The organism is Sulfitobacter noctilucicola (assembly GCF_000622385.1).
GTDB classification, from domain to species: Bacteria; Pseudomonadota; Alphaproteobacteria; order Rhodobacterales; family Rhodobacteraceae; genus Sulfitobacter; species Sulfitobacter noctilucicola.
The window spans coordinates 2,965,955-2,992,011 of sequence record NZ_JASD01000008.1 but is presented as its reverse complement, the minus strand read 5'-3'; the positions used below and the strand labels follow the sequence as shown (position 1 = coordinate 2,992,011).

General features: G+C 57.8%; 24 protein-coding genes. 4 read left to right on the top strand and 20 right to left on the bottom strand.

Going from position 1 to position 26,057, the window contains the following annotated elements; translation table 11 throughout:
• Window positions 1–20: 20 nt before the first annotated feature.
• From Z946_RS0118195 to Z946_RS0118145, 11 genes are all read right to left on the bottom strand, one after another.
• Entirely contained in the window at window positions 21–986 is a 966-nt protein-coding gene (locus tag Z946_RS0118195; protein WP_152540597.1) for a hypothetical protein, read from the bottom strand.
• 298 nt (window positions 987–1,284) lie between these two features.
• Window positions 1,285–3,009: a bifunctional helix-turn-helix transcriptional regulator/alpha/beta hydrolase gene (locus tag Z946_RS0118190; protein WP_152540596.1), complete on the bottom strand. Its 1,725-nt coding sequence runs from the start codon at window positions 3,007–3,009 to the stop codon at window positions 1,285–1,287.
• Between the two features lie 259 nt (window positions 3,010–3,268).
• Entirely contained in the window at window positions 3,269–4,408 is a 1,140-nt protein-coding gene (argE, locus tag Z946_RS0118185) for an acetylornithine deacetylase (protein WP_025057147.1), read from the bottom strand.
• A 12-nt stretch (window positions 4,409–4,420) separates the two neighbouring features.
• A complete protein-coding gene (locus Z946_RS0118180) occupies window positions 4,421–5,752 on the bottom strand; it encodes a pyridoxal phosphate-dependent decarboxylase family protein (protein ID WP_025057146.1) in 1,332 nt (443 codons plus the stop codon).
• Window positions 5,749–7,818 (bottom strand): oxidoreductase, encoded by a 2,070-nt coding sequence (locus tag Z946_RS0118175; RefSeq protein ID WP_025057145.1) that lies wholly within the window; start codon window positions 7,816–7,818, stop codon window positions 5,749–5,751. Before Z946_RS0118175 ends, Z946_RS0118180 begins: the two co-directional genes overlap by 4 nt.
• 98 nt (window positions 7,819–7,916) lie before the next feature.
• Window positions 7,917–8,855 carry a LysR family transcriptional regulator gene (locus tag Z946_RS0118170; RefSeq protein WP_025057144.1) on the bottom strand — a complete coding sequence of 313 codons (939 nt, stop codon included), beginning with the start codon at window positions 8,853–8,855 and terminating at the stop codon, window positions 7,917–7,919.
• A gap of 76 nt (window positions 8,856–8,931) precedes the next feature.
• Window positions 8,932–9,354, bottom strand: coding sequence for an aldehyde dehydrogenase family protein (locus tag Z946_RS21855; RefSeq protein WP_241461350.1), 423 nt, complete (start codon window positions 9,352–9,354; stop codon window positions 8,932–8,934).
• Window positions 9,332–9,697, bottom strand: coding sequence for an aldehyde dehydrogenase family protein (locus Z946_RS21850; RefSeq protein ID WP_025057142.1), 366 nt, complete (start codon window positions 9,695–9,697; stop codon window positions 9,332–9,334). The genes Z946_RS21855 and Z946_RS21850 overlap by 23 nt, the downstream gene beginning before the upstream one ends.
• A 17-nt stretch (window positions 9,698–9,714) precedes the next feature.
• Window positions 9,715–10,389, bottom strand: a complete 675-nt coding sequence (locus tag Z946_RS0118155; protein ID WP_025057141.1) for a DUF1028 domain-containing protein — start codon at window positions 10,387–10,389, stop codon at window positions 9,715–9,717.
• Window positions 10,386–10,802 (bottom strand): RidA family protein, encoded by a 417-nt coding sequence (locus tag Z946_RS0118150; protein WP_025057140.1) that lies wholly within the window; start codon window positions 10,800–10,802, stop codon window positions 10,386–10,388. Before Z946_RS0118150 ends, Z946_RS0118155 begins: the two co-directional genes overlap by 4 nt.
• Before the next feature lie 9 nt (window positions 10,803–10,811).
• The gene (locus tag Z946_RS0118145; RefSeq protein WP_025057139.1) at window positions 10,812–12,089 is read right to left on the bottom strand and encodes a flavin-containing monooxygenase; all 1,278 of its coding nucleotides are present in this window, start codon (window positions 12,087–12,089) and stop codon (window positions 10,812–10,814) included.
• A 968-nt stretch (window positions 12,090–13,057) separates the two neighbouring features.
• On the opposite strand from Z946_RS0118145, the gene Z946_RS21910 reads away from it, so the two are divergent.
• Both Z946_RS21910 and Z946_RS20860 read left to right on the top strand, forming a co-directional pair.
• Entirely contained in the window at window positions 13,058–13,183 is a 126-nt protein-coding gene (locus Z946_RS21910) for a hypothetical protein (protein ID WP_260168301.1), read from the top strand.
• On the top strand, window positions 13,180–14,859 hold the full coding sequence (locus Z946_RS20860; protein WP_037969288.1) for an amidase: 1,680 nt from the start codon (window positions 13,180–13,182) through the stop codon (window positions 14,857–14,859). The genes Z946_RS21910 and Z946_RS20860 overlap by 4 nt, the downstream gene beginning before the upstream one ends.
• A gap of 110 nt (window positions 14,860–14,969) precedes the next feature.
• On the opposite strand, the gene Z946_RS0118125 is transcribed toward Z946_RS20860, so the two are convergent.
• The 4 genes from Z946_RS0118125 to Z946_RS0118110 form a co-directional block, all read right to left on the bottom strand.
• Window positions 14,970–15,554, bottom strand: a complete 585-nt coding sequence (locus tag Z946_RS0118125) for an HNH endonuclease (protein ID WP_025057138.1) — start codon at window positions 15,552–15,554, stop codon at window positions 14,970–14,972.
• A gap of 121 nt (window positions 15,555–15,675) precedes the next feature.
• Window positions 15,676–16,341, bottom strand: a complete 666-nt coding sequence (locus tag Z946_RS0118120; RefSeq protein ID WP_025057137.1) for an alpha/beta hydrolase — start codon at window positions 16,339–16,341, stop codon at window positions 15,676–15,678.
• Window positions 16,338–16,955 carry a DNA-3-methyladenine glycosylase family protein gene (locus Z946_RS0118115; protein WP_241461349.1) on the bottom strand — a complete coding sequence of 206 codons (618 nt, stop codon included), beginning with the start codon at window positions 16,953–16,955 and terminating at the stop codon, window positions 16,338–16,340. The genes Z946_RS0118120 and Z946_RS0118115 overlap by 4 nt, the downstream gene beginning before the upstream one ends.
• A 14-nt stretch (window positions 16,956–16,969) precedes the next feature.
• Window positions 16,970–17,707, bottom strand: a complete 738-nt coding sequence (locus tag Z946_RS0118110) for a precorrin-6A/cobalt-precorrin-6A reductase (protein WP_025057135.1) — start codon at window positions 17,705–17,707, stop codon at window positions 16,970–16,972.
• 129 nt (window positions 17,708–17,836) lie between these two features.
• On the opposite strand from Z946_RS0118110, the gene Z946_RS0118105 reads away from it, so the two are divergent.
• On the top strand, window positions 17,837–19,051 hold the full coding sequence (locus Z946_RS0118105) for an MFS transporter (protein ID WP_025057134.1): 1,215 nt from the start codon (window positions 17,837–17,839) through the stop codon (window positions 19,049–19,051).
• Between the two features lie 6 nt (window positions 19,052–19,057).
• Here Z946_RS0118105 and Z946_RS0118100 read toward each other — a convergent pair whose 3' ends face one another.
• The 5 genes from Z946_RS0118100 to cysS form a co-directional block, all read right to left on the bottom strand.
• Complete coding sequence (locus Z946_RS0118100; RefSeq protein ID WP_025057133.1) at window positions 19,058–19,834, bottom strand: squalene/phytoene synthase family protein; 777 nt, start codon at window positions 19,832–19,834, stop codon at window positions 19,058–19,060.
• Window positions 19,831–20,556: a class I SAM-dependent methyltransferase gene (locus Z946_RS0118095; RefSeq protein WP_025057132.1), complete on the bottom strand. Its 726-nt coding sequence runs from the start codon at window positions 20,554–20,556 to the stop codon at window positions 19,831–19,833. Before Z946_RS0118095 ends, Z946_RS0118100 begins: the two co-directional genes overlap by 4 nt.
• Window positions 20,546–21,526 (bottom strand): alpha/beta hydrolase, encoded by a 981-nt coding sequence (locus Z946_RS0118090; RefSeq protein ID WP_025057131.1) that lies wholly within the window; start codon window positions 21,524–21,526, stop codon window positions 20,546–20,548. Before Z946_RS0118090 ends, Z946_RS0118095 begins: the two co-directional genes overlap by 11 nt.
• Complete coding sequence (gene cimA / locus Z946_RS0118085) at window positions 21,523–23,145, bottom strand: citramalate synthase (protein ID WP_025057130.1); 1,623 nt, start codon at window positions 23,143–23,145, stop codon at window positions 21,523–21,525. Before cimA ends, Z946_RS0118090 begins: the two co-directional genes overlap by 4 nt.
• Window positions 23,146–23,227: 82 nt before the next feature.
• Window positions 23,228–24,613 carry a cysteine--tRNA ligase gene (gene cysS, locus Z946_RS0118080; protein WP_025057129.1) on the bottom strand — a complete coding sequence of 462 codons (1,386 nt, stop codon included), beginning with the start codon at window positions 24,611–24,613 and terminating at the stop codon, window positions 23,228–23,230.
• Between the two features lie 230 nt (window positions 24,614–24,843).
• Here cysS and Z946_RS0118075 point away from each other — a divergent pair, with 230 nt between their 5' ends.
• Window positions 24,844–26,022 (top strand): pyridoxal phosphate-dependent aminotransferase, encoded by a 1,179-nt coding sequence (locus Z946_RS0118075; RefSeq protein WP_025057128.1) that lies wholly within the window; start codon window positions 24,844–24,846, stop codon window positions 26,020–26,022.
• Window positions 26,023–26,057 lie beyond the last annotated feature (35 nt).

The following is a 26,057-nucleotide window of genomic DNA, read 5'->3' as shown; positions in this document are numbered from 1 at the left end:
TCCGACAAACGTCCCTGCGGCTATTTCAACATCGACGGCAACTTGTGAAACGCGCCCTTCTTTGGCTTGAACGACCTGACCCCGGCTAAAGCGGTCGAAATCGTCTTTTGCGTTGCGTCACCCCACGTAGCAAAAGTGGCGAAGGCTTTCTCGAACTTCGGCGTGAGGCTTTTGATACTCGCCAGAAGCGACTTGATCTCTTTCTTGAGCTGCACCGCCTCGTTCACATTTGAAAAGGCCTCACCGATATTGACTGTTGTGGTAGCCACGTAAAGCACAGGACCGAATGATTTTGGCGTGCTCTTGAACAGCTTTGCCAGTGGACCAGCAGCAGACGCAAGCGACGTGCCCTGTTTCACGGTCGAAGGCTCGTTGCCGTTCAACACCTGCCCTACTGCCGTATTGCTGACAAAAACAACCGTTGCAGCAGACAGCGCAATACCCGGTCCGAAAGGCGTGAGACAAAGGGCTATGGCACCGATGCCACCTCCGAATATCGCCTTTAGCGATGAATCCTTTGCGGCAACTTCGGCCTTCTTCAGTTTCTTCAAAACACTGTCAAAACTGGTCTCAAGCTTTTTCAAATCAGCTTCGAGGTTCTTGAGCGTCTTTGTCGCGGTCAGGAATTCGGCAAGGTTCTTTTCTACATCCGCATCTTCCAGCACATGCATCCGACCGTTGATTTCTTCAAGATTATCCAGTGCCGTCAGCTGCTTGGTCAACGCAGCTTTCATTTTGTTGAGGTCTTTCGACTTTTCATTCAGGCAATTGTCGCGTTCTTTTTCGCTGTTCTCTGATGTCTTCAGCAACTCGTTCTGGCATTTGATGAACGCCGATTTGCTCGCTGCATCCAGCGCCTTGTAGGTCTTGCCTTTGCTGATTTTGTCTGCTGCGGAAAGACTGTCGATACAGCTTTGCAACAAGTCATCCAGAATAACGCCGATCTTGCGGTCTTCCATGACTTCCTTGGGGGTACGGCTGGGCATAATAGGTACTCACTTCTAAAGATATTGGTATAAATCTGACCGCTCGACGGCATCTTCACGCGGCCACGGAGCCAGTCGGTCACTGTCGTCAGTTCAATGCGGGCCTGTCCCGCCCCGGCTCGAAATCACTTGTTGTGCAATGGCGACGGAGGGGCGCAAAACGCGCCACATATCCGTCCGGTCTGTACTGAAAATCACTCATGTATAATCGCCTGCGTTCAATTGTCTGACAGCAGGTAACGGCCCAAGCAAATACCGGGCATCCACAAATGTGTGGATCGGTACGAAATTCCTTACCCTAAGCCGCGAAAATATTGCCGTTGGTGTGCCACAACCGATCCATAAGTTGAAAAGCCTTGGCGCTATGCCCGTAAAACACAAACTGCCCTGCATCGGGAAAAACTTCCAAAGCATAGTTTGGCAAATCGGCCATCAGACGGCGCGCTTCCGCCTGTGGGTACATCGCATCCTGTTCCCCCAAAAGGCAGGTCGCAGGGCAATTCAACGCGGCGACATCCTCCCGCCAGTCATGCAGCGCCACAAACCCGTCGCGGGAAAAGGCTTCGCCGCCCTGTGCAATCGCATGCTGCAACCCCTCCCCGATCGCATCGACCAGTGCGGTGTCTTTCAGCAGTTCAATATCTGGGTCGGAGCGTTGGAAATTGGACCGCAACATCTGGCGTGGCCCCAGCAGATCAACGGAGGCAACTGCAACGCGGATCAGGAAACGCAGTGCCGTGGGGGATTTGCGATAGGTCTTGGCCATGGCGCGAGACGGGTTTGCCATCGCATCAATCAGACGGTCGTCCATCAATCCGGCATGCCCCACATTCAACAGCGCACGCACGCGGTCCGCATGGTCCTTGGCGAACCTGATCCCAAGCCCCGCTGACGACATCATTCCGACCACCAGCACCTGATCTACCATTAAATGATCCAACAGCGCACGCATGTCCGAACAACTCTTGCGCACAAGTTCCAGATCGCGCGCGGGATAGCTGTCGGACAAACCAAATCCGGGCCGCGAAGGCGCAATGACGCGCCAGCCCTTCGCCTGCGCCAACTGCTCCATGCCGGCGGGCCAGATCGCGCCGCCCATCATGTTGTGAATAAACAGAACCGGTCTGCCCTTTCGATCACCGAACTCCCTATAGGCCAGCAGACGCCCGTCTGCCGTCAGAATACGGTCATACTCTGCCTGCCCAAACGTTCCGGGTTCAGAAAGTTTGCGGGCAATCCCTACGCTGGTCATCTGTGCCGAAATCTGAGTTGCCTGCCGGATCAGATCAGCCAATGTCGCACTGCCAGTCTTTTCGAGCAGCTTGCGCACCTGTGTGCGCGTGGTTGCCACCTCTACCCCGCGGTTTTGCGAAATCTGCGCCACAGACAACCCATCATGCAAAGCGGCCAGAACATCTGTCTCTGACGCGCTCAATCCGAACCTGTCTTGCAAGATCGCAAGATGGTCCGCGTTGATCTTTGGCCCGCTCGCAACCAACAAATACCGTTCCGGCTCGCTTCCGTGTGACTCCAAACCGGACAACACCGCGCAATCGACCAGACGGTGATCGGCGTCATACATAGGCAACAACGAGACCGCCGCGCCCTGATGTAGCTCTGCAATGGCGGTCTTGAGCGCATGCGCATCAAACTGAACCCCCGCCTGCCCCCCACCATCGCCCCTCGCGTCCTGCAAGTGCAACACACCGTCCGACGCATTCGAATGCGACACCCGACCGGCGGCATCGATCAGAAACGCAGGCGTTTTGAACGAACCGACCACCGCCTCCGCCCGGTTCTGGCTCTGCTGTTGCCTTCCGATCTTCTCGAATATCTCTAATGCCTGATTGAAGTGACGCAGATGGTGCCCGTTGTCGTCCTCGATCTCGCCTGGTGAAAGCCGCTCAAGATACCGTTCCCAGACATGCACCAGCTCATCATACCGCCCGGGATCTGTCGTCGCGGAATAGGTCAGGTCCACCAGCGCGGGCAGACCATCATCAGCGGGGTCTGACGGTGTCATATGAAAGCACGGGTCAGCGACATCCCCGAATGAAAGCGCAACAGGTGTCTTTGGGCAAGAAAAACCGGATTTTTCTGGCACATCCTTGGAAAAATGCGCCGCACGTCTGAACGGAAGTATCACGTCTAACGATAAGATGCGGTCAAATGCTGGGGCTTGGATGCCAAGCCGATGTCGCGACCAACCCACATCTTGCCTTGCATCCCTTTGCAGCGAAGGTCCGCTGCTTACCCATTCATACGGCGTGGAAAGTCTCCAATCAACCTCGAAGGCTAGAACAAATCTGGTCCATCATTCTGTCGCAAGAAATCAACTCTGACTTGGCCAACCCCTCGTCCGGTTTGTGACCGTCTGTCGCCATATCGCCAGGCCCAAGCACGACGGTATCCAGCCCCAGCTGCGAAAAGAAACCTGCTTCTGTTCCAAAGGAAACTTTGGTTGTTTTCGGCGTTCCGGCAATATCGCTCGCCCAAGTAACGATGGGTTTCGTCGCCTCAATATCCAGCCCCGGATAGGAATTAACAACGTCAACGTCCACCTTAGGGGCGCACGGATAGGCTTGACTGACATCATCCGCAATCTTGCGAATTTCGCTCTCGATCTCCCGCGCTGGGGTTTCAGCAAGGTGGCGAAACTCCAGTGCGACTTGCGTTTCTGAAGGAACAATGTTCAGCGCAGTCCCCCCACTAATTTTCCCGATATGAACAGTGGAATACGGAATGCGGTAGTCTTTATCGACGGCACCGGATTTTAACCTGTCTTGCAGACCCTGAATTTTGGTCACAAAACCGGCTGCAACGTGGATCGCATTCACAAAGTCGGGTGCCAGCGCGCTGTGCCCTGCCTGCCCGTGGCAGGTTACATTCAGGGCGCTTTTTCCCTTATGCCCTGTTGCCACTTGCATCGACGTTGGCTCCCCCACAATGACAAGGCGCGGAGTGCCGATCAGATTGCGCAGCTCCGGCATCATCTGTTGAATACCAACGCAGCCGATTTCCTCATCGTAAGAAATAGAAAGACTAAGTGGGAATGACAATTTCCCCTGCCCCGCACGTTCCGCCGTCGCCAAAGCTGACGCCAGAAAACCCTTCATATCGGTTGTACCGCGCCCAATAACACGATCCCCGTCGTCGGTTAATTCAAAGGGCGGACGGGTCCAGAGCTGTCCGTCCACCGGAACCACATCTGTATGGGCGGAGAGGCAAATACCCCCATCCACATTCGGCCCGATCCGCGCAAAAAGCCCAGCTTTGGTACGATCAGGCGACCAGATACGCGTCACCTCAAAACCTGCATCCGCCAGCAGCGCTTGCACCCAATCAATCAATTCTAGATTGCTGTCTCGACTAACTGTGGGGAACGCGACAAGCCGATCTAAAATCTCAAGCGTCCGTGTCATTCACCCCCCCCCTCAAGTAAGCGATTTCAAAATCGCCAATACATCGTCAGGGTCCGTTTCCGGATTAACGATGCAAAGCCGGAAAACCTTTTCGCCATGCCACGTGGTTGGCAAGCACAGTAACGCCCCGGAACGGCGGTGTCGTTCGGCCCAAGCATCCATGTCTTCAGATGACATCGCTGTCGGGCGGAACAATATGACGGACAGCTGCGGACCAAGAAGCAGATCCAGCCCGTCCATCTGGGCAATCCCATCTGCAATTGCCTGTGCCGTCGCGATGGTCGTCGCAATCGCATCGCCGTAGGCTTTGGTACCATGCGTTGCCAGTGAGTACCAAAACGGCAGGCCGCGGGCGCGACGCGTCAGGTGCAGCGCGTAATCGGAAGGATTCCAATGCGTCTTGTCCACCGCGTCCAGATACACCGCGCTCTGCCCATGGGCATTGGCCGCATCTGCTGCATTGCGGTACACCAAGGCACAGCTGTCATAAGGTGCAAACAGCCATTTGTGCGGATCAACAATAAGACTGTGCGCGCGGTCGATCCCGGCAAAGACCGGCCGTGTTTGTGGATCAGCAATGGCAGCCAAGCCGTAAGCCCCATCGATATGCAGCCACAGATCATGCTCTTCGGCTAAGTCCGCCAGCCCCGATATATCATCCACTGCGCCACAATTTGTGGCCCCGGCATTGGCCACAATCGCGAAGACGTTTGGTTTCATGACCGCGTGGGCAGATTGCGCCGACATCCGGCCCTTGTCGTCCGGCGTGGCTTCGATAACGTCGATGTCCATCACGCTGGCAGCAGCACGAATAGAGCTGTGCGCCTCGCCGGAACATAAGACCGCCCAACGATCTGGTCGCCTAATGCGCCGCGATTTCCAATCCCGCGCGGCATGGAGTGCGCACAGATTGCCCAGCGTGCCGCCCGCGACAAACACGCCGCCTGCCGTATCACCCCAGCCCGCCAGATCAGCCAACCAATGCAACGCCTGGTTTTCCGCGTGGATGGCACCCGCGCCGCCATCCCAATTGCCTGCAAAAATACCAGCTGCACCGAGGGCTGCATCAAAACTAAGCGCGGCTTGGCTGGGTGCCGACGCAACATAGCTTAGCGACGTCGGATGACCAAATGGCCGCGTCGAAGGCACAATTACATCCGTGAATAGCCCAAACGCCGCCTTGCCCCCGATCCCGTCTTCGGTGATCGAGCCGCCAAGCTGTGGTTCAAGCGCGTCAAAGCTCTGCGCACCATGCGTGGGATCCTGCCCGCCCTGAATACGCTGCCGTGTCCAATCCAAAATGCCCGCGATCAGCTTTTGGGAAAAAGGGAATGCTGATTTCAATCGACTGCAAGCTCCGTGATTTCACGGCGGAAAGGCAGAGCATCGCCGATGTCTTCGCCATCCAACTCACGCGCGTATCGGTGGCCCGCGTATGTCGCCCACGCAATGGGACCCGGAGCATTGGCATCGCCGATCAGTCGAACCGACTTAATCCCCGCGTCCGCCCATTCGGCCTCTCGTGCTTTCAGATCCTGATAGACGCTGTTGTTTTCCAACCGTGACGACACCATTACAACTGCATCACATTCAACTGCCCGCCTCTGGTCGGTGAACATGCAGTTGGTTTCCACGTGGTCGTTGGCTATTGCTGTAACACCGCGGTTCAATTCGATTTGCACCCCCATACCCGCAAGGCGGCGGTGGATTTCGTATTGCTCCAACGTGTTCAAGGTCCACTCGCTGACATAAGCTGCTGGCGTAACAAGAGTGACCCTACATCCCTGCTGGATCAGAAGTTCGGCCAGCACGCCGCCCATATAATAGTGGTCATCATCGTAAACCACCACGTGGCCCGCTGGCGTCGCACCGTCCATCAAGTCGTCAGGCGTGAACAAGGGCAACGCATCATCTGTCGGGAACGGCACCACGTGCTGCCGCGAGACCCCATCGCGGCGCCACTTTGACCCTGTCGCGATGCAGACGTTTTCAAATCCGAATTCAAGGATGCTCTCTGCGTCCAGTTCACTGTCGAGATAGCTTTCCACATTGGGTTTCTGGTTAATCTGGTACTCGCGGTAGTCCGCGACGCGGCCCCATGCGCTCAACCCCGGCAGGTAACGCTCACGCGCAACGCGCCCACCCAGAACGGTTCCCGCTTCGGCCAGCGCAACATCATACCCGCGCTCTGCGCAGGCACGTGTTGCTTCAAGCCCTGCAGGTCCGGCTCCGATGACCAGCACATTCGAACTGTCGCCTTTGATGTTCATGCGTTCAGGGTGCCAACCTTTGCGCCACTCCTCCATGAAGGTCGGGTTCTGCGTGCAGCGACTGATCGACATTGTCATGTCACCGGTGACGCAGATGTTACACCCGATACATTCCCGAATGTCTTCGACACGCCCCTCTTCAACCTTCTTGGGTAGGAAGGGGTCGGCAATAGACGGACGCGCACAACCGATGAAATCCAATGTTCCGGACTTGATCATCTTCGCCATTACATCGGGGCTTGTAAAACGACCGACGCCGACAATCGGCTTGTCGGTCAGCTCGTGAATGCCTTTAACCAGGTCATGTTGTGCAGCTTCTTCTTTGAAACGTGACGGGCCAGAGCATTCTTCCCATGTCCCTTGCGCCAAATCCCAAAGGTCCGGCAAGTTGCGGTTCATATCGACAAACTCGCGCACTTCGGCATTCGAAAATCCAAGCTCGCCGATAGTCTCGTCCAGTGACACGCGAAGTGTAATACCCATCGTGTCGCCGACCGCGTCCCGCATGTCGGCGATCACTTCGTTGACGAACCGCGCGCGGTTTTCAAGGCTACCGCCATATTCATCCGTCCGGTGGTTCGTTGCGCGGCTCAGAAAGTGTTGGAAAATGCCAAACCCGTGGGCACCATAAAGGCAGATCAGGTCAAAGCCCGCCTCCTTGGACCGTTTTGCGGCGTTAACGAACCAGCGGCGAAGATCGCGGATATCCGTCTTGTCCAACGCCCGCGCCTGTACAGGATCGTTTGTGAAGGTGCGGATCGGCTGCGCAGAGACGGCCAATGGCACCTCTTTGGAATAGAGGTTGGGCCCATTCACACCTGAATAGGCCAGCTGTATCCCAGCCAATGCGCCGTGTTCTTTCATCCGGTCAGACATTTTACGCAACATGGGGATGTCTTTGTCTTCCCAAAGGCGGAGCTCGATGAACGGGGTAATCTCCGAAGTATGGTGCATTTCGCACTGCTCGGTAAAGATCACGCCCCAGCCCCCTTCAGCCTTGGATCCGCGCATCGCAGCCGCAGCAGACGGATCACGATAACCGCCACCGTTACAATGGGGCACCTGATAGAAGCGGTTCTTGGCTGTGACGGGCCCGATTTCCATCGGCTCAAAAAGGATATCGAAACGGGGGTCGCGCACGGGGGAGTTCTCCTGAATTGAGGGGGCCGCACGATATTGGTGACAGACAACGGACTTAGGCTAAAGTCGCGGTTACGAAAGCATAGCTTAGGGAGCGCTTAAGTCTTGCGAGCGATCGGAAGCCCCGGATAACCCCACTTGGAGATCGATTGTGACGCATGCTCAATGAAAGCATCGACAGACAACACGCTACGCGCTCCTTCGGGAACGACGAACCCCAGGTTCATCGGTCGATGCGTCCCTTCTAAAGGAATAAACCTCAATTCGCGACCATCAGGTGACAAGTCCGAATGGGGACGAATGTTTGCCACGGAAAACCCGAACCCGTTCGCTACCAAAGAGCGCATGACCGCCATATCGCGCGTACGTTCGACAATATTTGGCGTCACGCCCGCCTTATCAAAGGTGCTAAGGAAATAGGCGCTGCTGATCGGCAGGTCGAGCAGGACCATCGGGTGATCCGCCAGTGTTCTCGCCGATACGGATTTCTGATCAGCTAAAGGATGATAGGCCGACACGACTGCATAGAGGGGCAGTGATCGCACCGGAATAAATTCAAGATCGGCTGGAATTTCAAGATCATACGTGAGAGCAACATCAATCTCGGCGCGCCTGAGTTTTTCGATTAGTGTCAACTGGTCACACTCAAGCTGGGTAACTTGGACATCAGGATATTCGTTTTGAAACCGGCGCCGGATTGCAGGCAGCAAAACCTGCACAAATGTCAGAAGGCACCCCACCGTAAGCGGCCCCTGCACGTTTCCTGAAATGGTTCCGGCCAGTCTGGTCAGACCCTCGGCTTCCGTCAGAACTTTGCGAGCCTGATCAAGAAACTGCCGCCCTGCCTGCGTCAAACTAAGGCCATGCGCGTGCTTGCGCACGAACAACGGCAAGCCAAATTCGGCTTCAAGCTGGGTGATTGCCGCCGAAATTGACGGCGAAGACACGTTTACCATGGCACTTGCCTGCGCAATGGAGCCCTGTTCGCCGACGGCGACAAAGTATTCCAGCTGCCGTAGTGTGAACCGTGATGCCATCGGGCTACTTTGCTTGATACGAATACAGGATCAAGCTGAATACTTGATCCACGTGATTTTCAAAGCCGTATATTTATCAAAGCTGTGCAAGCACAGATCGCGTCCGAAACCAGTTTGTTTCATGCACAAGAGGGGGCATCGCGCTTAGCGCGTCCACCGTGTTCACAGACACTTTTCCCGCCATGAACTTATCTGACACCCGCAAAGCACGACTCAAACTGTCAGTCCAAACAGATGTAGCAAGGCCATAGATGCTGTCATTGACCAATCGCACCGCCTCGCCTTCGCTGTCAAATGCAATGACAGATAGCACGGGGCCGAAGATTTCATCCCGCGCCAGCGGACCGTCGCGGCGCACGTCATCAAAGATAGTCGGCTGAACGAAACATCCCTTGTCCTCGACCTGCCCCCGCTCTCCCCCGCCACAAGTTTCGCAGACGTCTTGCCGTTGTCCACGAACTGCATGACGCCATCGGTTATTTGTTTTCCACGATCGCACCCCTTTTTGATGTTGGATCAAGCGGATCGATTATTACCGCGTCGGTGACCAGTTTGCCCATGTTCAGGCTGTTTAAAGTGCGAACTCTTCCAAGGTCCTCACGTATAGGAGCCGGCCGCGACCAGCTTCCGCTGTCAAAGGCAGAACGCGCTGCGGACACGGAGAGGTTCACATCTTCGACGTCGCAAGATCCGACATCGGCAAGCACCGCAGCGTTTGCGGGGTTGATAGATTGAAAGGTTTCATCAGACGCGGCGTCCACGAATTTGCCATGAATAGACGCCTGATTACGGAATGTCAGGCCGGACGCGCGTTTTGTCCAACCTGCTTTGGTGGAGTCCACAATTTGAATTTCCTTACCTATTCATCACCCGGAACGCCGTATGAGGGCGCGTCGCGCGGGTCGATTGCACGTTGCACATAGGCGTCCAACTGCGGCTTGTAGATGTCCCAAGCGGTCGCGATGTTCTCGATCGGGCAGTCTTCCGTCCAGTCACAGCGCAGGTCGGCTACTGGCCACGTGACCTTGTCTACCATCAGCATTCCAGCTGAATGAAGCGGTCCAGCCTCTCCTCCCTGCGCTAAGCCCGCGCGCATCGCCGCGATCAACCGGTCACCCAGATGTCCCTTGGTGCCCAGAAAACCGTCAACCACCGCCTGCGGGACACCATCGTTGGCCAGCATGTTCCCGCCGGAAGCGACGTCCGGCCCTTGCGCCTGTGTCCAGATGCCCAGCGAATTCGGCCCTGAGTGGATGGCTGTCGCACCTGTTTTGTCCACGGCAAGTACCTGACGATACTCAATGAATTTCCCTAGATCGCGAACGCCTGCAACGGCCTCGGCCGCATTCATTCCGCCAGCCATTAGATCAAGGGCAAGTGGTCCCAACGTAGGGTCCGTCACGTTCTGCGATGCGACAGCCCCCACCCCAGCCCGCGCATAAGCACAACGCGCAGCAACTGCGGGTGACGACGACGAAATTGCCAAGCCAAACATGCCTGTTTCCGCACAACGGGCGACCAGTGAAAATGTCATGCCGGAATGACCGCCGTGCCGTCAATTTCAACAAGCCACTCAGGGCGAGCCAAAGCCTGCACAACCAATCCGGTAGACACAGGATGCACGCCTTTGATGTATTCACCCATCGTGCGGTACACAGCCTCGCGGTGGCGTACATCGGTGATATAGACCACGACCTTTACAAGATGTTCCATCTCGCCCCCTGCTTCTTCAATCAGCTGCTTGATGTTCTGCATGACCTTATGGGTTTGTTCGACCGGATCATGACTGTGCAGATTGACAGCATCATCAAGGTTTTGCGGACACTGACCGCGCAGCCAGACGGTCTTGCCGACCTCCGTCACAACCGCCTGACACAGATCATTATCAAGGTTCTGTTCGGGGTACGTGTCGGAGGTGTTGAACTTACGAATGCGCGTGTGAGCCATGGATTTTCCTTATTCGGCGGCTGAGGGCACAATGGCCGCCTCGCCTTGATAGTTTGCATAAGCGCGTTGAATGGCAATCTGGTCTGCGACAAACTTCGCGTCGTGCCAGACACCCCACAAAAAAGTTGATCCGCGGCGCGATTGCCATGGCAGTCCGAGGAAATAGACGCCCGGCTCCTTTGACACACCGCGCTGGTGGATAGGTGCGCCGCGATCATCAAACGCATCAACCTTGAGCCAGCCGAAATCCTGTTTGAATCCGGTGGCCCAAATGACGGTCCTAATTCCTTCGGCCGCCAAATCTAGCGACCGGATCGGATGTGTCAGACTGTCAGGATCAGGAAACATTGCGCGGGCTTCAGGTTCCAGCGGCAAATCAAGACCCATCGCTTCAGCATAGGCATCCGCCGCATCCAGCATCTCGAAATAGTTTGCATCTCCTGCCGCAACATTGCTCAGGAGGTCATCCGCAAAGATTATTTTGCCGTCTTCGTACTTGCTTGTTCGGCCAACAAGCATCACGCCCTCACCACCAAGGCGGCGAAAATCCATGGTCCGCCCGCCGTAGGCCCCGCTGACAGATATCGTGACGTGTTCAGTGCCCGGTGCCTGCGCGGCCAAATCCCACAAACCAAGAACCCCAAGCCACCAAACGAAATCACGGCCACGGTAGCGACGCGGCGGGCGATCGTGAGGGCCAACAGACAAGTAAACGTTACGCCCCGCCCGGTTGAGTTCATCCGCGATCTGAGCGCCAGAAGACCCTGCCCCAACGACCAAAACAGCCCCGTCATTCAGTTGATCGGGGTTGCGATAGCTGGCCGAGTGCATTTGGGTGACGTCAGCAGCCTCTGGAATGATCGCCGGAATGACCGGATGCTGGAAAGCCCCTGTTGCGGCAACAATCCGCGTTGCTTCGATCACGCCATCCGACGTCTCAACACGAAAGCCTGCGCGGTCCGGCAACCTCTCGGCCCTGAAGACCTCGATTCCTGTCCGCACTGGTGCCTTCACCATTGACGCGTATTCTTCGATGTAGTCCGCAACACGGTCCTTGCCGACAAATTCGTCCGGTGCGTTACCTTCGAATTCCAGATTGGGAAACCTGTCGTGCCAAACCGGCCCGTTTGTCACAAGGGCATCCCAGCGCGATGTGCGCCAGCTTTCTGCGATGCGGTTCTTTTCCAGCACAAGGAACGGGACGCCCTGCTGTCCAAGATGTTCGCACAGGGCGATGCCGGCCTGTCCTGCGCCAACAACCAACGTATCTATCGTTTCGACTGACATTCTGAGGTCCCCCAAGACGGTAAGAACGGCTTGGATACTGCCGTCGTCTCCGGCACAGCTTTGCCGTTCCGGCGTCGGTGGAAAAGCATAGTCTGCATTAGCCTTGATTAGGGAACGGCTAAGATTTTGAACGCAACGATAGGTTCACCCTAATCCAGACTTTGCGAAATATGTGTTTTTTACTGCCTCATGCAGCTTAGCGTTGGCGTCACTACCTAAAGGACGAGACTTGCGACGGCTGCAAGCGTTTGTTTCCTCGCTAGACTGGGGAATCGATAATGGACGAGAGTGCCAATATCGCGGTCGATGTCCCAGCGCTGTTAAGCGCTACGGAACATTTACGGCACTGAAACAAATCTCACTCGGTGTTCGCAATAACGAATTCTTTACCCTTTTGGGGCCATTCGGCTGCGTCAAAACTACGCTCTGTTTCCGCATATTTCGGTTCTTCATAGTGTCGGCTTCAGGCTCGAGATGAAGGGAAGCTCGCGCACCGACGCCCGCAACATGTTCGTCGCCGGTTTTATTGGCGACACGAACCGGCTTGAGGTGTCTGTTGGCAATATCGCGGGCGGTCGCGCCTTGTGAAGAATCGGCGGTGTCAACGCGCTGATCTTTCTGGCCTTCCTGCTGGAGCCAGAAAACATCGCCGCCGTATCTAATTATGCTGGCTACGGGTTAGGTGTGACAGGCGCGGCAGACTATTCGACCCTGCGCTGGCAACCTGCCTGAAGCAAACCCGCCAGCAGGTGCAAGCATGTTGATCGAGGTTTGTGACCAGCTGACTCAGGCATTCGACGACCAAATCTGGACAAATCTGAAGAACTAGGAAACCCTGTGAAGATCACGCCGGCCCGTTCCATCGGGCCGCCGATGATGGTTTAGCGCGGCGCATATGGAAACGGTACTTATCGCAAAGCACAAACTGCGAAATTCCAAAATCGGTCGTTGCGGCGCACAATATCAGAATGCAAGACACGTCTGAAACTGATCCGATCAATCTTTGCGCACTCGCGTCCGCAGTCCTCAAAATCTATGCTGACGTTATCGCCGTGAAGGCGCTGAATGTTCTGCAAGAGGTCAATGCCGCGTGAACCTCATAGAAGCATCAATTGCCGACCTGCGAGACGCCCTGCAATCGCACATGGTCACCTGTACTGACCTTGTCACAATCTATCTGGACCGCATTGCGGCGTATGACCGTGCCGGACCCTGTTTAAACGCAGTACCTGTCCTCAACCCGCACGCGCTGTCCGAGGCTGCGGCATCTGACGCACGCCGCAAGGCTGGCACGCCCCTCGGTCCGTTGGACGGCATCCCCTACACGGCCAAGAACAGCTACAAAGTCAAAGGCATGACAGTCGCGGCCGGATCGCCAGCTTTTGCCAACTTAACTGCGACCGAAGACGCCTTTGCAATCGAAAAACTGCGGGCTGCGGGTGCAATTCTGATCGGGCTTACAAATATGCCCCCCATGGCCAATGGCGGCATGCAACGGGGTCTTTATGGGCGTGCGGAATCGCCCTACAACCGCGACTACCTGACCGCAGCGTTTGCGTCTGGGTCATCAAACGGGTCCGGCACGGCAACAGCCGCTTGTTATGCGGCCTTCGGGCTTGGCGAAGAAACATGGTCGAGCGGACGGGCACCAGCGGCCAACAACGGCCTGTGTGCCTACACACCCAGTCGCGGTGTGATTTCCACGCGGGGAAACTGGCCTTTGGTGCCAACGATGGACGTGGTGGTGCCGCACACGCGTACAATGACGGATATGTTCGAGGTGCTCGACATCCTTGTCGCAGACGACCGCGAAACACGTGGCGATTTCTGGCGCGATCAACCATGGATCACCCTGCCGCTCGCGTCTGATGTTCGCCCCGCGACCTACGCCGGTCTTGCCGGACAGTCGCTTAACGGGAAACGTTTCGGGGTTCCGGCGATGTACATCAACCAGGATGCCGACGCAGGCACCGCCAATGACGGCGGTATTGGCGGGCGGACAGGTCAGCGGATCGTCACCCGTGGATCGATCATCGCCCTTTGGGAAAGCGCCCGTGCCGCATTGGAACAAGCCGGTGCCGAAGTTATCGTTGTCGATTTTCCGACCGTGACGAACTATGAAGGTGACCGCAGTGGCGCGCCCAAGATAGGCACGCGGGGGTTCCTCCCTGCCCGTTTTCTTCATCACGAAATCACCGATCTGTCTGTATGGGCCTGGGATGATTTCCTAAGAGCAAACGGTGATCCCCACATTCCATCACTCAGTGTTGTGGATGGCACACAGATATTTCCCGCACCGCAAGGCAGTCTGCCAGACAGATACTTCGGATTTGATGACGATATCGCCGATTATCCTGCACATGCCCGCGCGCATCCTATTGAGAACTATCTCAATATTCCAACGCTAGCCGATGGTTTGTCGGGTCTGGAAAAGACCCGTCGTGTAGACCTCGAAGACTGGATGGATGACCTTGGTCTCGACGCGGTGGTATTTCCGGCGGTCGCTGATGTCGGCCCAGCGGACGCAGATACTAATCCCACATCGGCAGACAAAGCATGGCGAAACGGGGTGTGGGTTGCGAACGGGAACCTCGCTATTCGACACCTAGGAATTCCAACGGTCACGGTCCCGATGGGAATGATGCAAGATACCCGAATGCCCGCTGGCTTGACCTTTGCCGGTCGAGCCTATGCAGACAACGATCTATTGGCGCTCGCAGCGGCCTATGAACGGACCGGCAATTACAGATCTCCGCCGGACCTGACCTGACCTGAGGTCAGGAACTCAACTCGTATCTGCGGTCAGTATCCGCATACCCCAATGCAATCCCACGCCGCATGCATGGGGATAAAAAACGCTCTATCGCACCGACACCCTGCTCAAGGCTGCAATTCAGCATCCCAATAGAGAAAATCCATCCAGCTATCGTGCAAATGATTGGGCGGAAACTTTCGTCCCATGTTGCGCAACTCTTCTGCGCCTGGCTGACGCGGCGGTTTTCGCAGGTGCAGACCCGTCTGGTGCAAAGCCTTGGACCCCTTGCGCAGGTTGCAGGGCGAACAGGCCGCGACCACGTTCTGCCATGACGTCACGCCGCCAGACGCACGCGGCACCACATGGTCAAACGTCAAATCCCCCCGCGTTCCGCAGTACTGGCACCTGAATTCGTCCCTCAGAAATAAATTAAAGCGCGTGAAAGCCACGCGCTTTTGAGGTTTTACAAAGTCTTTGAGAACGACAACAGACGGTATCTTAAGCGCCATGGTCGGACTGTGCACATAGTCGTCATATTCAGCGACAATATCCACCCGGTCGAGCCATTTGGCCTTGATCGCGTCCTGCCAGGGCCACAGCGACAAAGGATAGTAACTCAGCGGTCGATAGTCCGCATTCAGCACCAGCGCGGGGCGGTGTTTCAACCCCGCTGGCTGTCTCGTAAACTCGGTTCTGAAATCGCCGTCCATCGACAAGCACCCCTACCCGTTTGAAACGACTATATCTCGTGGTTTTGCGCTGGCAAGCCAAAGCTTCGTACAAGATGTCGCGGCCAGAGGTAGAGGTTATTTGTGACAGTTCAACGACACCTCAGAGGCTGAGTTTGTCGCGCATAAAGGCCAGTGCGACGCTCAACCCGTCAGGTGCAATCCCGTGACCGGTCCCTTTCATCACATGGGCAAACACGTCCTGCCAGCCTGCCTCCTGCAGGGCTTCGGCGGCCTGCGGAAGCGACTGCGGTGGCACCACATCATCCGCATCGCCGTGCACCAACAGGATCGGCGGTTTCACAACCGCTTCATCCTTGAGGCTTTCGCGTGACAGCAAGCGCCCCGAAAATGCGACGATACCGGCGATTTCGTCTTCGCGGCGCGGGGCCACATGCAGCGCCATCATCGTGCCTTGGGAAAAGCCGAACAGCACGACCTGCTCTGGCAGCACATCCTCGTCCACCATCAATGCATCAAGGAAAGCGTTCAGATCGTCCACCGCCTGATCCATGCCGCGCATTGATTCCTCTTCCGAGGAGCCGTCAATCCACGGGATCGGAAACCACTGATAGCCGTTGGGCATCCCTGCCACATTCTCTGGCGCATCAGGTGCCACGAACATGGTGTCCGGCAAATGCTCTCCCAACGGATCGGCCAATCCCAAAAGATCGGCACCATTGGCCCCGTAACCGTGCAAAAACACCACGATGGATCGTGTTTCACCCGATACAGGCGCGCGGCGTTCTGCGTTCAATACTCGTGTCATCCCAGACCTTCCCTGTTCTTTATAACCCGGTAGTAGGCAAAGAGCGCACGGGCTGCAACCGACCGCCAAGGTGCCCAATTTTCAGCCATCTGCGCCAGCGCATCGGGCTTGGGGCGTGCGGGCAGATCAAACAAATGCTGCGCTGCAACCTGCAAGGCCAGATCACCCGCTGGCAGGATATCTGTGCGCCCCATGCAAAACATCAAATAGATTTCCGCCGTCCACGGCCCGATGCCAGTGATCGCACACAGCCGCGCCATAGCGTCGGCGTCATCCATTTCTTCCAGGCCATCATAATCGAGATCGCTCTGCGCGAGGATCAGGGCATAGCGCGCCTTGGGCTTGCTCAGACCCGCATTCCGCAACTCTGCATCCCCAGCCCCGAGCACGGCCTGCTTTGTCACAAAGCCCGCCTGCGCCATCCGCGCACGGATCGCATTCGCAGATGCGACGCTGACCTGCTGGCTGATGATGATCTCCAGCAGCCCGGCAAAGCCACCCTGACGCAAACGCAGAGGCAGTGGCCCTGTCTGGGCCAGGGCCTGTGCAAAACGCGGTTCTGTCGCCGCCAGCCACGCGGCCCCCCTTTCCACGTCCTGTGCATCGCGGATCACTGGTCGCTGCAAGCTCAAAGGGCGGCCACCCAGGCCAGGACCGCGTTTACATGGTCTACGCAATGCGCTTCGGGTGGCGGTGCGGGCCGCTCGATCAAAAGGACGGGCAAACCCAATGCCACTGCCGCGTCCACCTTGGGCCGGCTCGGCGCACCTCCCAGATTGCGGCACATCAGCATGTCGATCTGGAGGCGGCGAAAAAGGTCCGTCTCGCTCTCTACGGTAAAGGGCGGCGTCCCGAAAACCGGCTGCACAAAATCGAACGGTACAGGACGGTTATGCGGTGTGGTCTGGCGCAACAGCAGTCGTGACCCCTGAAATGCGGCACAGTCAGGCAAGCTCGCCCAGCCAGCGGCCGAAAAGACCCGCGCACCGGGCGGGATCAACTCCATCGCGGCCGCCACATCGGTAACGGCGGTCCATAAATCATGGGCCGCCACATCCCATCCCGGACGCCGCAGCGTCACAAACGGCAGATCCGCGGCACGTGCCGCCTTCCATCCTGCATCTGTCATCGCACCGTCAAAGCCGTGGCTGGCATCAATCACCGCGTCTTTGGTCGCCATCGCAGAGGCAAGCACCTCCTGGCTCGGCTCCCCACACACCTCGAAATCTACCGGCATCGGATTTGCCCCGCGCGGGGCCTCCGACATCAGCGCGCGCACGTGCAAGCCCCGCTCAAGCAAGGCCACCGCGATCTGGCGCGCTTCGGCACTGCCTGCCAGCAAAAGAATTCGGGTGTCGGACGTCATGCGACCGACATTAGTCGGGCCACCGGCACGCACAAGCCCCGCGATGGCTTTGAGGACGCGACACCGCGCGACAGGGGTTGCTCCTGCCCCGCGCCACCGCTACGCCTTGCACCCAAGAGAGGACTTCCGATGATTGATGATACACGTGCCAAGCGGAACGTAGCGGTTCTGGTCGCCGCACAGGCGTTTCTGGGCAGCCAGCTGCCGATGATGTTCGTAATCGGCGGGTTGGTGGGACAGCAGCTATCGCCCTACGCCTGTCTGGTGACCTTGCCGATCTCGATGATCGTCTTCGGGTCCATGACAACGGCACCGTGGCTCTCGCCCCTGATGCAAAAACACGGACGTCGCGCTGGCTTCATGATCGGCGCAGCAGGCGGAGCGGCAGGTGCGGCCCTTTGTGCATACGCTGTGGTGTCCGGCTCGTTCCTGTGGCTTCTGGTCGGCAGCTATCTGACAGGTATCTATATGTCATCGGGCGGTTTTTTCCGCTTTGCTGCGGCCGACACCGCGTCCGATGCCTTTCGTCCCAAGGCGATTTCCTATGTCATGGCAGGTGGCCTTGGTGCCGCAATCATCGGCCCGCAACTGGTCAGCTATCTGTCCGACGGACCGGACGCGACCGTCATGCGCTACTTCCCTGTGTTTATCGCTGCAGTAATCATCAATCTTGTCGGTATGGCACTGTTCTTTTTGCTGGATATTCCCAAACCCGCCCCACCGATGGTGGGTGATGCGCCTGCGCGGTCGCGGTGGGAACTCCTTACCTCTCCGCGCATCGCTGTCGCGGTCATCTGCGGTATGGTTTCCTACTCGTTGATGAACCTCGTCATGACCTCTACGCCGCTCGCCGTTGTGGGGTGTGGGTATGCAGTGGCTGACGCATCCAATATTGTGACAGGCCACGTGTTGGCGATGTTCGCGCCATCGTTTTTCACCGGCCATTTGATTGCCCGCTTCGGTGTGGAAAAGATCATGGGGCTGGGCATCGCCATCTTGGGCGGCGCGGGCATCGTGGCGCTCCAAGGCGTCGACCTGATGAATTTCTATGTCGCACTTATTCTGTTGGGACTGGGCTGGAACTTCGGCTTCATCGGGGCCACTACCTTGCTGGCCAGCTCCCATGAACCACATGAACGCGGACAGATGCAGGGTCTGAACGATCTGCTGGTCTTTGGCGGTGTGACCCTTGCCTCACTGGCCTCTGGCGGGTTGATGAACTGCGCAGGCGGCGATGCGACAACCGGCTGGGCCGCTGTAAACATCGCAATGATCCCGTTTTTGGCGCTCGCCGGAGCCTCGCTGATCTGGTTGGTGTTCCGGCGCGATCCTGAGACAGCCTGAGAGGTCCTACCAACGACCCGTCAGTGCCCGTAGTCCAAGGCGCAGGCGGTCGTCCTCCACCGGATCGGGCAAACGCCCTTCGATAACAGCGTCGGCATTCTCTATCGCGGCTTTCAGGATCGGCTCAGCCGGTCCAATATGCAACAGCCCCGGACGCGCGGCACGGCTCACCAGACGCCGGTTGGCCCGCGCCTTTTGCAACCGTTCCAGCGCACCCGCAGCCAGATCACGCACCCCCTGAGGCGTGCCATCCAGCAGCGGAATTCGCCCGCGCGCCTCAAGTTCGGGAATGGCCCGAAGCCACGCAGCGATACCCGCAGCATAGGCCGCATCGCGAACTGTCGCTTCATCCGCACTACCCAAAGCCTGCGCCGCGGCCCAGGTCAAATGCCCTGATGTCTGGTCAATATAGCGGGCAAAGTGCGCCTCGTCTTCAAAGGCATCTTTGTATATATCCCAACGCCTTGCCGCCACAAGCTCATCCAGCATCCCAGCTGTTTTCACGTCAAAGCTCTGGGCCAGCGGTGTTGCCACCTCATGTCGGCGCACCTGTTTCCCCTGCGCTATTTCCTCGCAAACGTCGCGCCACCACTGCAACCGCATCTCGGCGATCATCGGCTCTTGCGTGACCCAAGGCGCGCGTGCCACTTCGACGTTGAAAGCATAGAGCGGGAACAGCACCTTGCGGGCCGCAACTGGCGCGGCCATCACCGCGCGAAACCGCCACGGATCGGCCCGCTCGACCAAAGCAGCGCAAGCGTTCAGATCTGCATCAAAGCTCATTTCGGTCGCACAACGCTCAGCAGATAACCATACTCGTTCCGGTGCGTACGCCAGCAATCGGCCTCTTCCCACGCCTCGTCCAGAACAGCCTTGAGCGCCGGATCGGCATCGGGTGTCAGCTTGGCGATCCGCTCGTCCAGCGGTCCAAAGTACGCTTCCCAAGCCGCATCAGACAGACGCCGCGTTCCCAAAACTTCGTATCCGGCCTCCGCAATCTGTGCCTGCACACCCGCCTCGTCCGTCATGGTGGGATACTCGGTCGCGAATAGGCTTTGCGCGCGTTCGGATGGCGCATCGGTGAACCAACACGCTTCCGAGAATGCAATAACGCCGTTTTTCGTCAACGACTTACGCCACGCATTCAATGCGGCGGTCACCCCCATGAAATAGACGGCACCGGCGCACCAGATCAGGTCATAGCTGTTGTGAATACGTGCCATGTCCGCCTTGAGCGCGGTCACCCGCCCGTCGGTTCCCCAATCCGCACGCACGGCATCCACAAAGTGCGCTGTTTTATCCAGCGCAGTTACATGCCCCTCAGGAGCCGCCGCAAGGAGTGCCGCGATGTCTCCGCCCGGACCACACGCCACATCGGCCATCTGTGCGTTGGGCGCGAGTGCCGCAAGTTCCGTTGCCCATGCCACATCGGCAGGCTCTCCCGGTCCTTCGCGCGGCAGATCACGGTGCAGTTGAAAGAAAGCAGTCATAGGATCAGAGGCCATTCAGCAGCTCCCGTATCGCTTGTTCGGTTTCGGTCGCGTCGACGATGGCAAGGTGGCCCACCCCGTCCACGATGATGTAGGTGCCTTTATCGGTCACGGCGGACATCGTCGGCTGGTACTGATCGGCAACAAACGCTTCATCCGCGCTGCCGACAATCAAGGTAAAAGGAGGCAGTGCTGCCACGTCCTTGAGGTAGTCCGCCCGCGGCGCAAAGCCCGTGTTGAGCCGGTAGGAATAAGCGGTCGTCGCCGTGTCACCCAAAGGTCCGTCAAGCACAGCCTGCGGCATGCGGAACTGAATAATTTCGAGATGGTTCAATGCGGTGATGCGGAATGTGTTGAGAATACTCAGGCCGATGATGCGCCTCACGAGAGTATGTGCCCAACCGCCCGAGTTTGAACGGGTTGTCGGCGCGTTGTATTTGAGAAACGGGGCCATCAGCACCGCAGCATCAAGGCGTTCGCCGTAAGCTCCGCCCGCGAAGCGCACGACCAAACCGCCGCCAGAGGAATGTCCGCCCAGAACGACCTTCTGACCGGGTTTGGCGGTTGCTGCGATGAGGTCTGCCAGATCATCCTCGAACTGTGTGATATAATCGATATCGCCGCGCCTTCCGGGCTTGGGTCCGTGACCGCGCAGATCAGGAACGATCACGTCGGCCTGATCGCTCAGCGCCCGCGCAAGGCCGTCGAACTGAAGCCCGTGCCAGCCTGACCCGTGCACCAATATCAGCAATGGCGCGTCTTCGGCGGCGGAAGGATAGCGGCGCACTTGGGCGGCAAACCCGTCGCGCATCTGAATGCTGGCCAACTCTTGCGGTGTCGCCTGACCGCCTGCCAGTGCTTGCGTGAAATCAAGCCCTTCCCCCGGCGGCAAATCGGCGGGACGTTGGGACAAGATCAGAACAATCGCGACCCCAAAGGTGATTGCCACAGAGATAAGCAGGAAAGTCAGCACCTTACGGATCACCCCTTTGGCCCTTTCAGGTCGCGCACCAGCTTCCAGCGGATCGCATCCAGTAGCGCCTCAAAGCTTGCATCGACGATGTTGGCGCTGACGCCAACGGTTGACCAGCGGTTGCCCTGCCCGTCTTCGCTGTCGATGATGACACGGGTCACGGCTTCGGTGCCGCCTTGTGTGATCCGCACTTTGAAATCAACCAGACGCATGTCTTCGATCATCGAAGAATATTGCCCGAGGTCCTTGGCCAAAGCTTTGGCGAGCGCGTTCACCGGTCCACGGTCACTGCCCACCTCATCCATGCTTTCGCTGACGGACTGGCGTTTTTCGCCATCCACCTTCACGACAACCACAGCCTCTGACAAGCTGACCATCTTGTCATACTTGTTTTTGCGCCGCTCGACGGTCACGCGGTAGCGTTTGACCTCAAAAAGCTCGGGCATCTGACCCAGCGCCTCACGCGCGAGCAATTCGAAACTGGCCTGTGCCGTGTCATAGGCATAGCCTTCGGCCTCGCGCGCTTTCACGGCCTCAAGGATGCGCCCCAGCGCCGGATCGCCTTTGTCCACGTGTAGTCCCGCTTCGGTCAGGCGTTTGCGCAGATTGGACTGTCCCGCCTGATTTGACATCGGAATGATGCGGGCATTTCCGACAAGTGCGGGGTCGATATGCTCATAGGTTGTCGGGTCTTTGGCGATGGCGCTCGCATGCAGGCCCGCCTTGTGCGCAAAGGCCGATGCCCCCACAAATCCGGCCTGCTTGTGCGGCACGCGGTTCAGGATTTCATCCAGCATCCGACTGGTACGCGTCAGGCCGCTGAGCGCTTTGGTCGTGATGCCAGTCTCAAAGCGGCTGGCATAGGGTTCTTTCAGCAGCAGGATCGGGATAAGCGTTGTCAGATTGGCGTTTCCGCAACGCTCGCCCAGACCGTTGAGTGTGCCCTGAATTTGCCGCGCGCCTGCATCGACAGCGGCCAGTGTGCAGGCAACCGCATTTTCGGTGTCGTCATGGGTATGGATGCCCAGATGATCGCCGGGGATGCCTGCGGCAATCACTTCGGCCGTGATCCGCCCCACTTCGGCAGGCAGGGTGCCGCCATTGGTGTCGCAAATAACGATCCAGCGCGCGCCCGCCTCAAGCACAGTCTTCAGACAAGAAAGCGCGTAGTCGGGATTGGCCTTGTAGCCGTCAAAAAAATGTTCAGCGTCAAACAGCGCCTCGCGGCCGGAGGCGACAAGATGGGCGATGCTTTCGCGCAGCAGGGTCAGGTTTTCGTCGAGCGTGATGCCAAGCGCCTTGGTGACGTGAAACTCGTGGGTCTTGCCCACGATACAAACGGATTTAGTGCCAGCGTTCAGGACCGCCGCGAGCACATCATCGTTCTGCGCCGAGATGCCGGGACGTTTGGTCATTCCGAAAGCAGTGAGCCGCGCGGTTGTTTGGGGAGCAGCTTCAAAGAAAGCGTTATCCGTGGGGTTCGCCCCCGGCCAGCCGCCTTCGATGTAATCCACGCCAAGCGCATCAAGCGCGTGCGCGATCTGCTGCTTCTCCTCGGTAGAAAACTGAACGCCTTGCGTTTGCTGTCCGTCGCGCAAGGTCGTGTCGTATATGGTGAGACGCTCGGTCATACGCACACCCCAAGGTTGTTTCGCGCGCGAAACATTAGCGTTAACAAATGGTTAACGGATTTTCCGGTGCCAGAACCGTTTTTCACAGGATGCCCTCCAGATCGGAGCGGTCGAAACCCGCAGGGGCTGTCAGCTTCACGCCGTCCTTGCTCATCTGTACCTCGATCCCGACTGCCGTGAGTGCAGACTTGATCCGGTCGACTTCGGCAAAGTCCTTGGTCTCCATCGCCGTCACCCGTGCATCGCTCAGGAATGCTTCGATGTCGGTCAGATCAAACGCCTGCTCAATAGCCCAGTCCGGTATCTTGTCCGCCAGAAGACCCATCACGCTCAACGCTGCGCGCAGGCCAGCAATATCGTTTTCGGCGCTCAGGCGGTGGCATTCTGTCAACACACCATGCGTGTTCAGGTCATCGCCCAGCAGCGCCATCACTTCGGCGGGCGGTTGGCCCGTTTCGCCACCGGCAACCTGCGTGTACCACTTGCGCAAGGTCTTCTCCGCCTCGGCCCGTTTCTTTTCGGTCCAATCCATGGGCTTGCGGTAATGCGTGCTGAGGAACACAAACCGGATCACTTCGCCCGGCACACCCTGATCCAGCAGATCGCGGACCGTAAAAAAATTGCCAAGCGACTTGGACATCTTCTTGCCCTCGACCTGCAACATCTCGTTGTGCATCCACACATTGGCAAAGCCGTGGCCCGCGCATTTGCTTTGTGCAATTTCGTTTTCGTGGTGCGGGAACGTCAGGTCGTTACCACCACCGTGGATGTCGAACTCGGACCCCAGCAGCGCCTCAGCCATGGCGGAGCATTCGATGTGCCAACCCGGACGCCCCCTGCCCCATGGGCTGTCCCAACCGGGAGTTTCCGCGTCTGAGGGCTTCCACAGGACAAAGTCCATCGGGTCTTCTTTGTAGGGGGCCACTTCGACCCGCGCACCTGCGATCATATCATCGACCGAGCGGCCAGATAACGCGCCATACTGCGCATAAGAGCGCACACGAAACAGCACATGACCTTCGGCGGCATAGGCGTGGTCCTTGGCGATCAGATCTTCGATCATCGCGATCATTTCATCAATATATGCCGTGGCGCGGGGCATGGCTTTTTGGTGTGCCTCGCCCTTGATCGAAGGCTGCAAGGCACCGACAGCGGCCATATCGTCCAGAAACCACTGCGCCGTCTCGGCCGTGATGTCACTGATCGGACGGCCACTTTGCGCAGCACGTGCATTGATCTTGTCATCCACATCCGTGAAATTGCGCACGTATGTGACATGATCCGGCCCGTAGACGTGGCGCAGCAGACGGTAGAGCAAGTCAAAGACAATTACAGGCCGCGCGTTGCCAATATGGGCGCGGTCATAGACCGTTGGTCCGCAGACATACATGCGCACATCGTCTTCGCGCAGCGGCGTAAACAGCTCTTTGCGGCGTGTCTTGGTATTATAAAGCGTGATCTCGGTCATGGGGTCTTCCTCGCGCACGGGTCACGCGGGCTTGCCACATATCAGTCTGATTTGAAACGACATGGATGACGGCCCGCGAGAAAAATCTCAAACGGTAATGGGGCAGGTAATAATGCACATCATCATTGTCATAGGAACGGGGTAGCGCGGCAAGCGTGCTTTGGTCAACACCTGATTGACAATCTGGACCGCCTCTGCGCCCCTGCGCGACAACAGCGAAAGGGGTAATCATGCAGGCATCGACACGGATCACGAACATTTTGGGCGGTGGATCAGACGGATGGGATGTGTTCAACAAGGCACGCGAGATGATCGCTGCGGGCACGCCTGTGACCGAGCTGAGCATCGGCGAACATGACATCCGCACCGCCGCCCCCATTTTGCAAGACATGCACCGGGCGGCGATGGCCGGACATACGGGCTATGCCTCCATTCCCGGCGTGCCCGCATTGCGCGACGCTGTTGCGACCCGCGTCCAAGAGCAAAGCGGCGTTGCGACCACCCGCGACAATGTGCTGATCACCCCCGGCGGACAGTCGGCGCTTTATGCGGCGCATTTTGCGGTCTGTGATCCCGGTGATACGGCCCTTTATATCGATCCTTTCTATGCGACCTACCCCGGCACGCTGCGTGGTGTCAGTGCCCATCCTGTTGCCGTGCAGGCCCATGCCCAGGACGCGTTTCAGCCCCGCGCAGAAGATATCGCGGCCAAGGCGCAAGGCGCAAAGTCGCTTCTGGTCAATTCGCCTAACAACCCTACTGGTGTCGTTTATACCCGTGCCACCATGGAAGGGATCGCGCAGGTCTGCCGCGATCACGACCTCTGGCTGGTGTCTGACGAAGTTTATGACACGCAAATCTGGGAAGGAGAGCATCTGAGCCCCCGCGCCCTGCCCGGCATGGCAGAGCGAACGCTGGTTGTCGGTTCGATGTCGAAATCCCACGCGATGACAGGATCACGGATTGGCTGGATCGTGGGGCCGCCCGAAATGATCGAGGGCATGATCAATCTGGCCACACATACTACCTACGGCGTGCCCGGCTATATCCAGGATGCTGCCTTGTTTGCGCTTGAGCTGGGGCCGACGTTCGAGGCCGAAATCGCGGAGCCCTTCCGGCGCAGGCGCGAGATTGCGCACAAGGTGCTGTCGCGGCAGAATGCGGTAAGCATGGTGCCAGCGGATGGTGCAATGTATTTGATGCTGGATGTGCGGTCGACCGGGATGAGCGGCGAGGATTTCGCCTATGCGCTGTTGGAAGCACATCATATCGCGGTGATGCCCGGAGAGAGCTTTGGACAGGCGGCTGGCGGTCACCTGCGCGTCGCCATGACGATTGAAGACAGCCGGTTCGAGCAATCCTTGCAGACACTGTGCGGCTTTGCGGAAAGCCTGATCGCCAAGCAATAAACAAGATGCGCGTGAACCATCACGCGCATCTTTTG

Bases quoted from the DNA above. Each gene is read 5' to 3' on its own strand.
- Z946_RS0118190 (WP_152540596.1), bottom strand. From the start codon at position 3,009: ATGACACCGTCAGACCCCGCTGATGATGGTCTGCCCGCGCTGGTGGAC.
- Z946_RS0118145 (WP_025057139.1), bottom strand. From the start codon at position 12,089: ATGTCAGTCGAAACGATAGATACGTTGGTTGTTGGCGCAGGACAGGCC.
- cysS (WP_025057129.1), bottom strand. From the start codon at position 24,613: ATGACCGAGATCACGCTTTATAATACCAAGACACGCCGCAAAGAGCTG.
- Z946_RS0118155 (WP_025057141.1), bottom strand. From the start codon at position 10,389: ATGACATTTTCACTGGTCGCCCGTTGTGCGGAAACAGGCATGTTTGGC.
- Z946_RS0118195 (WP_152540597.1), bottom strand. From the start codon at position 986: ATGCCCAGCCGTACCCCCAAGGAAGTCATGGAAGACCGCAAGATCGGC.
- Z946_RS0118075 (WP_025057128.1), top strand. From the start codon at position 24,844: ATGCAGGCATCGACACGGATCACGAACATTTTGGGCGGTGGATCAGAC.
- Z946_RS0118125 (WP_025057138.1), bottom strand. From the start codon at position 15,554: ATGGACGGCGATTTCAGAACCGAGTTTACGAGACAGCCAGCGGGGTTG.
- Z946_RS0118100 (WP_025057133.1), bottom strand. From the start codon at position 19,834: ATGAGCTTTGATGCAGATCTGAACGCTTGCGCTGCTTTGGTCGAGCGG.
- argE (WP_025057147.1), bottom strand. From the start codon at position 4,408: ATGACACGGACGCTTGAGATTTTAGATCGGCTTGTCGCGTTCCCCACA.
- Z946_RS21910 (WP_260168301.1), top strand. From the start codon at position 13,058: ATGCAAGACACGTCTGAAACTGATCCGATCAATCTTTGCGCACTCGCG.
- Z946_RS0118105 (WP_025057134.1), top strand. From the start codon at position 17,837: ATGATTGATGATACACGTGCCAAGCGGAACGTAGCGGTTCTGGTCGCC.
- cimA (WP_025057130.1), bottom strand. From the start codon at position 23,145: ATGACCGAGCGTCTCACCATATACGACACGACCTTGCGCGACGGACAG.
- Z946_RS0118120 (WP_025057137.1), bottom strand. From the start codon at position 16,341: ATGACACGAGTATTGAACGCAGAACGCCGCGCGCCTGTATCGGGTGAA.
- Z946_RS0118110 (WP_025057135.1), bottom strand. From the start codon at position 17,707: ATGACGTCCGACACCCGAATTCTTTTGCTGGCAGGCAGTGCCGAAGCG.
- Z946_RS0118150 (WP_025057140.1), bottom strand. From the start codon at position 10,802: ATGGCTCACACGCGCATTCGTAAGTTCAACACCTCCGACACGTACCCC.
- Z946_RS0118170 (WP_025057144.1), bottom strand. From the start codon at position 8,855: ATGGCATCACGGTTCACACTACGGCAGCTGGAATACTTTGTCGCCGTC.
- Z946_RS0118095 (WP_025057132.1), bottom strand. From the start codon at position 20,556: ATGGCCTCTGATCCTATGACTGCTTTCTTTCAACTGCACCGTGATCTG.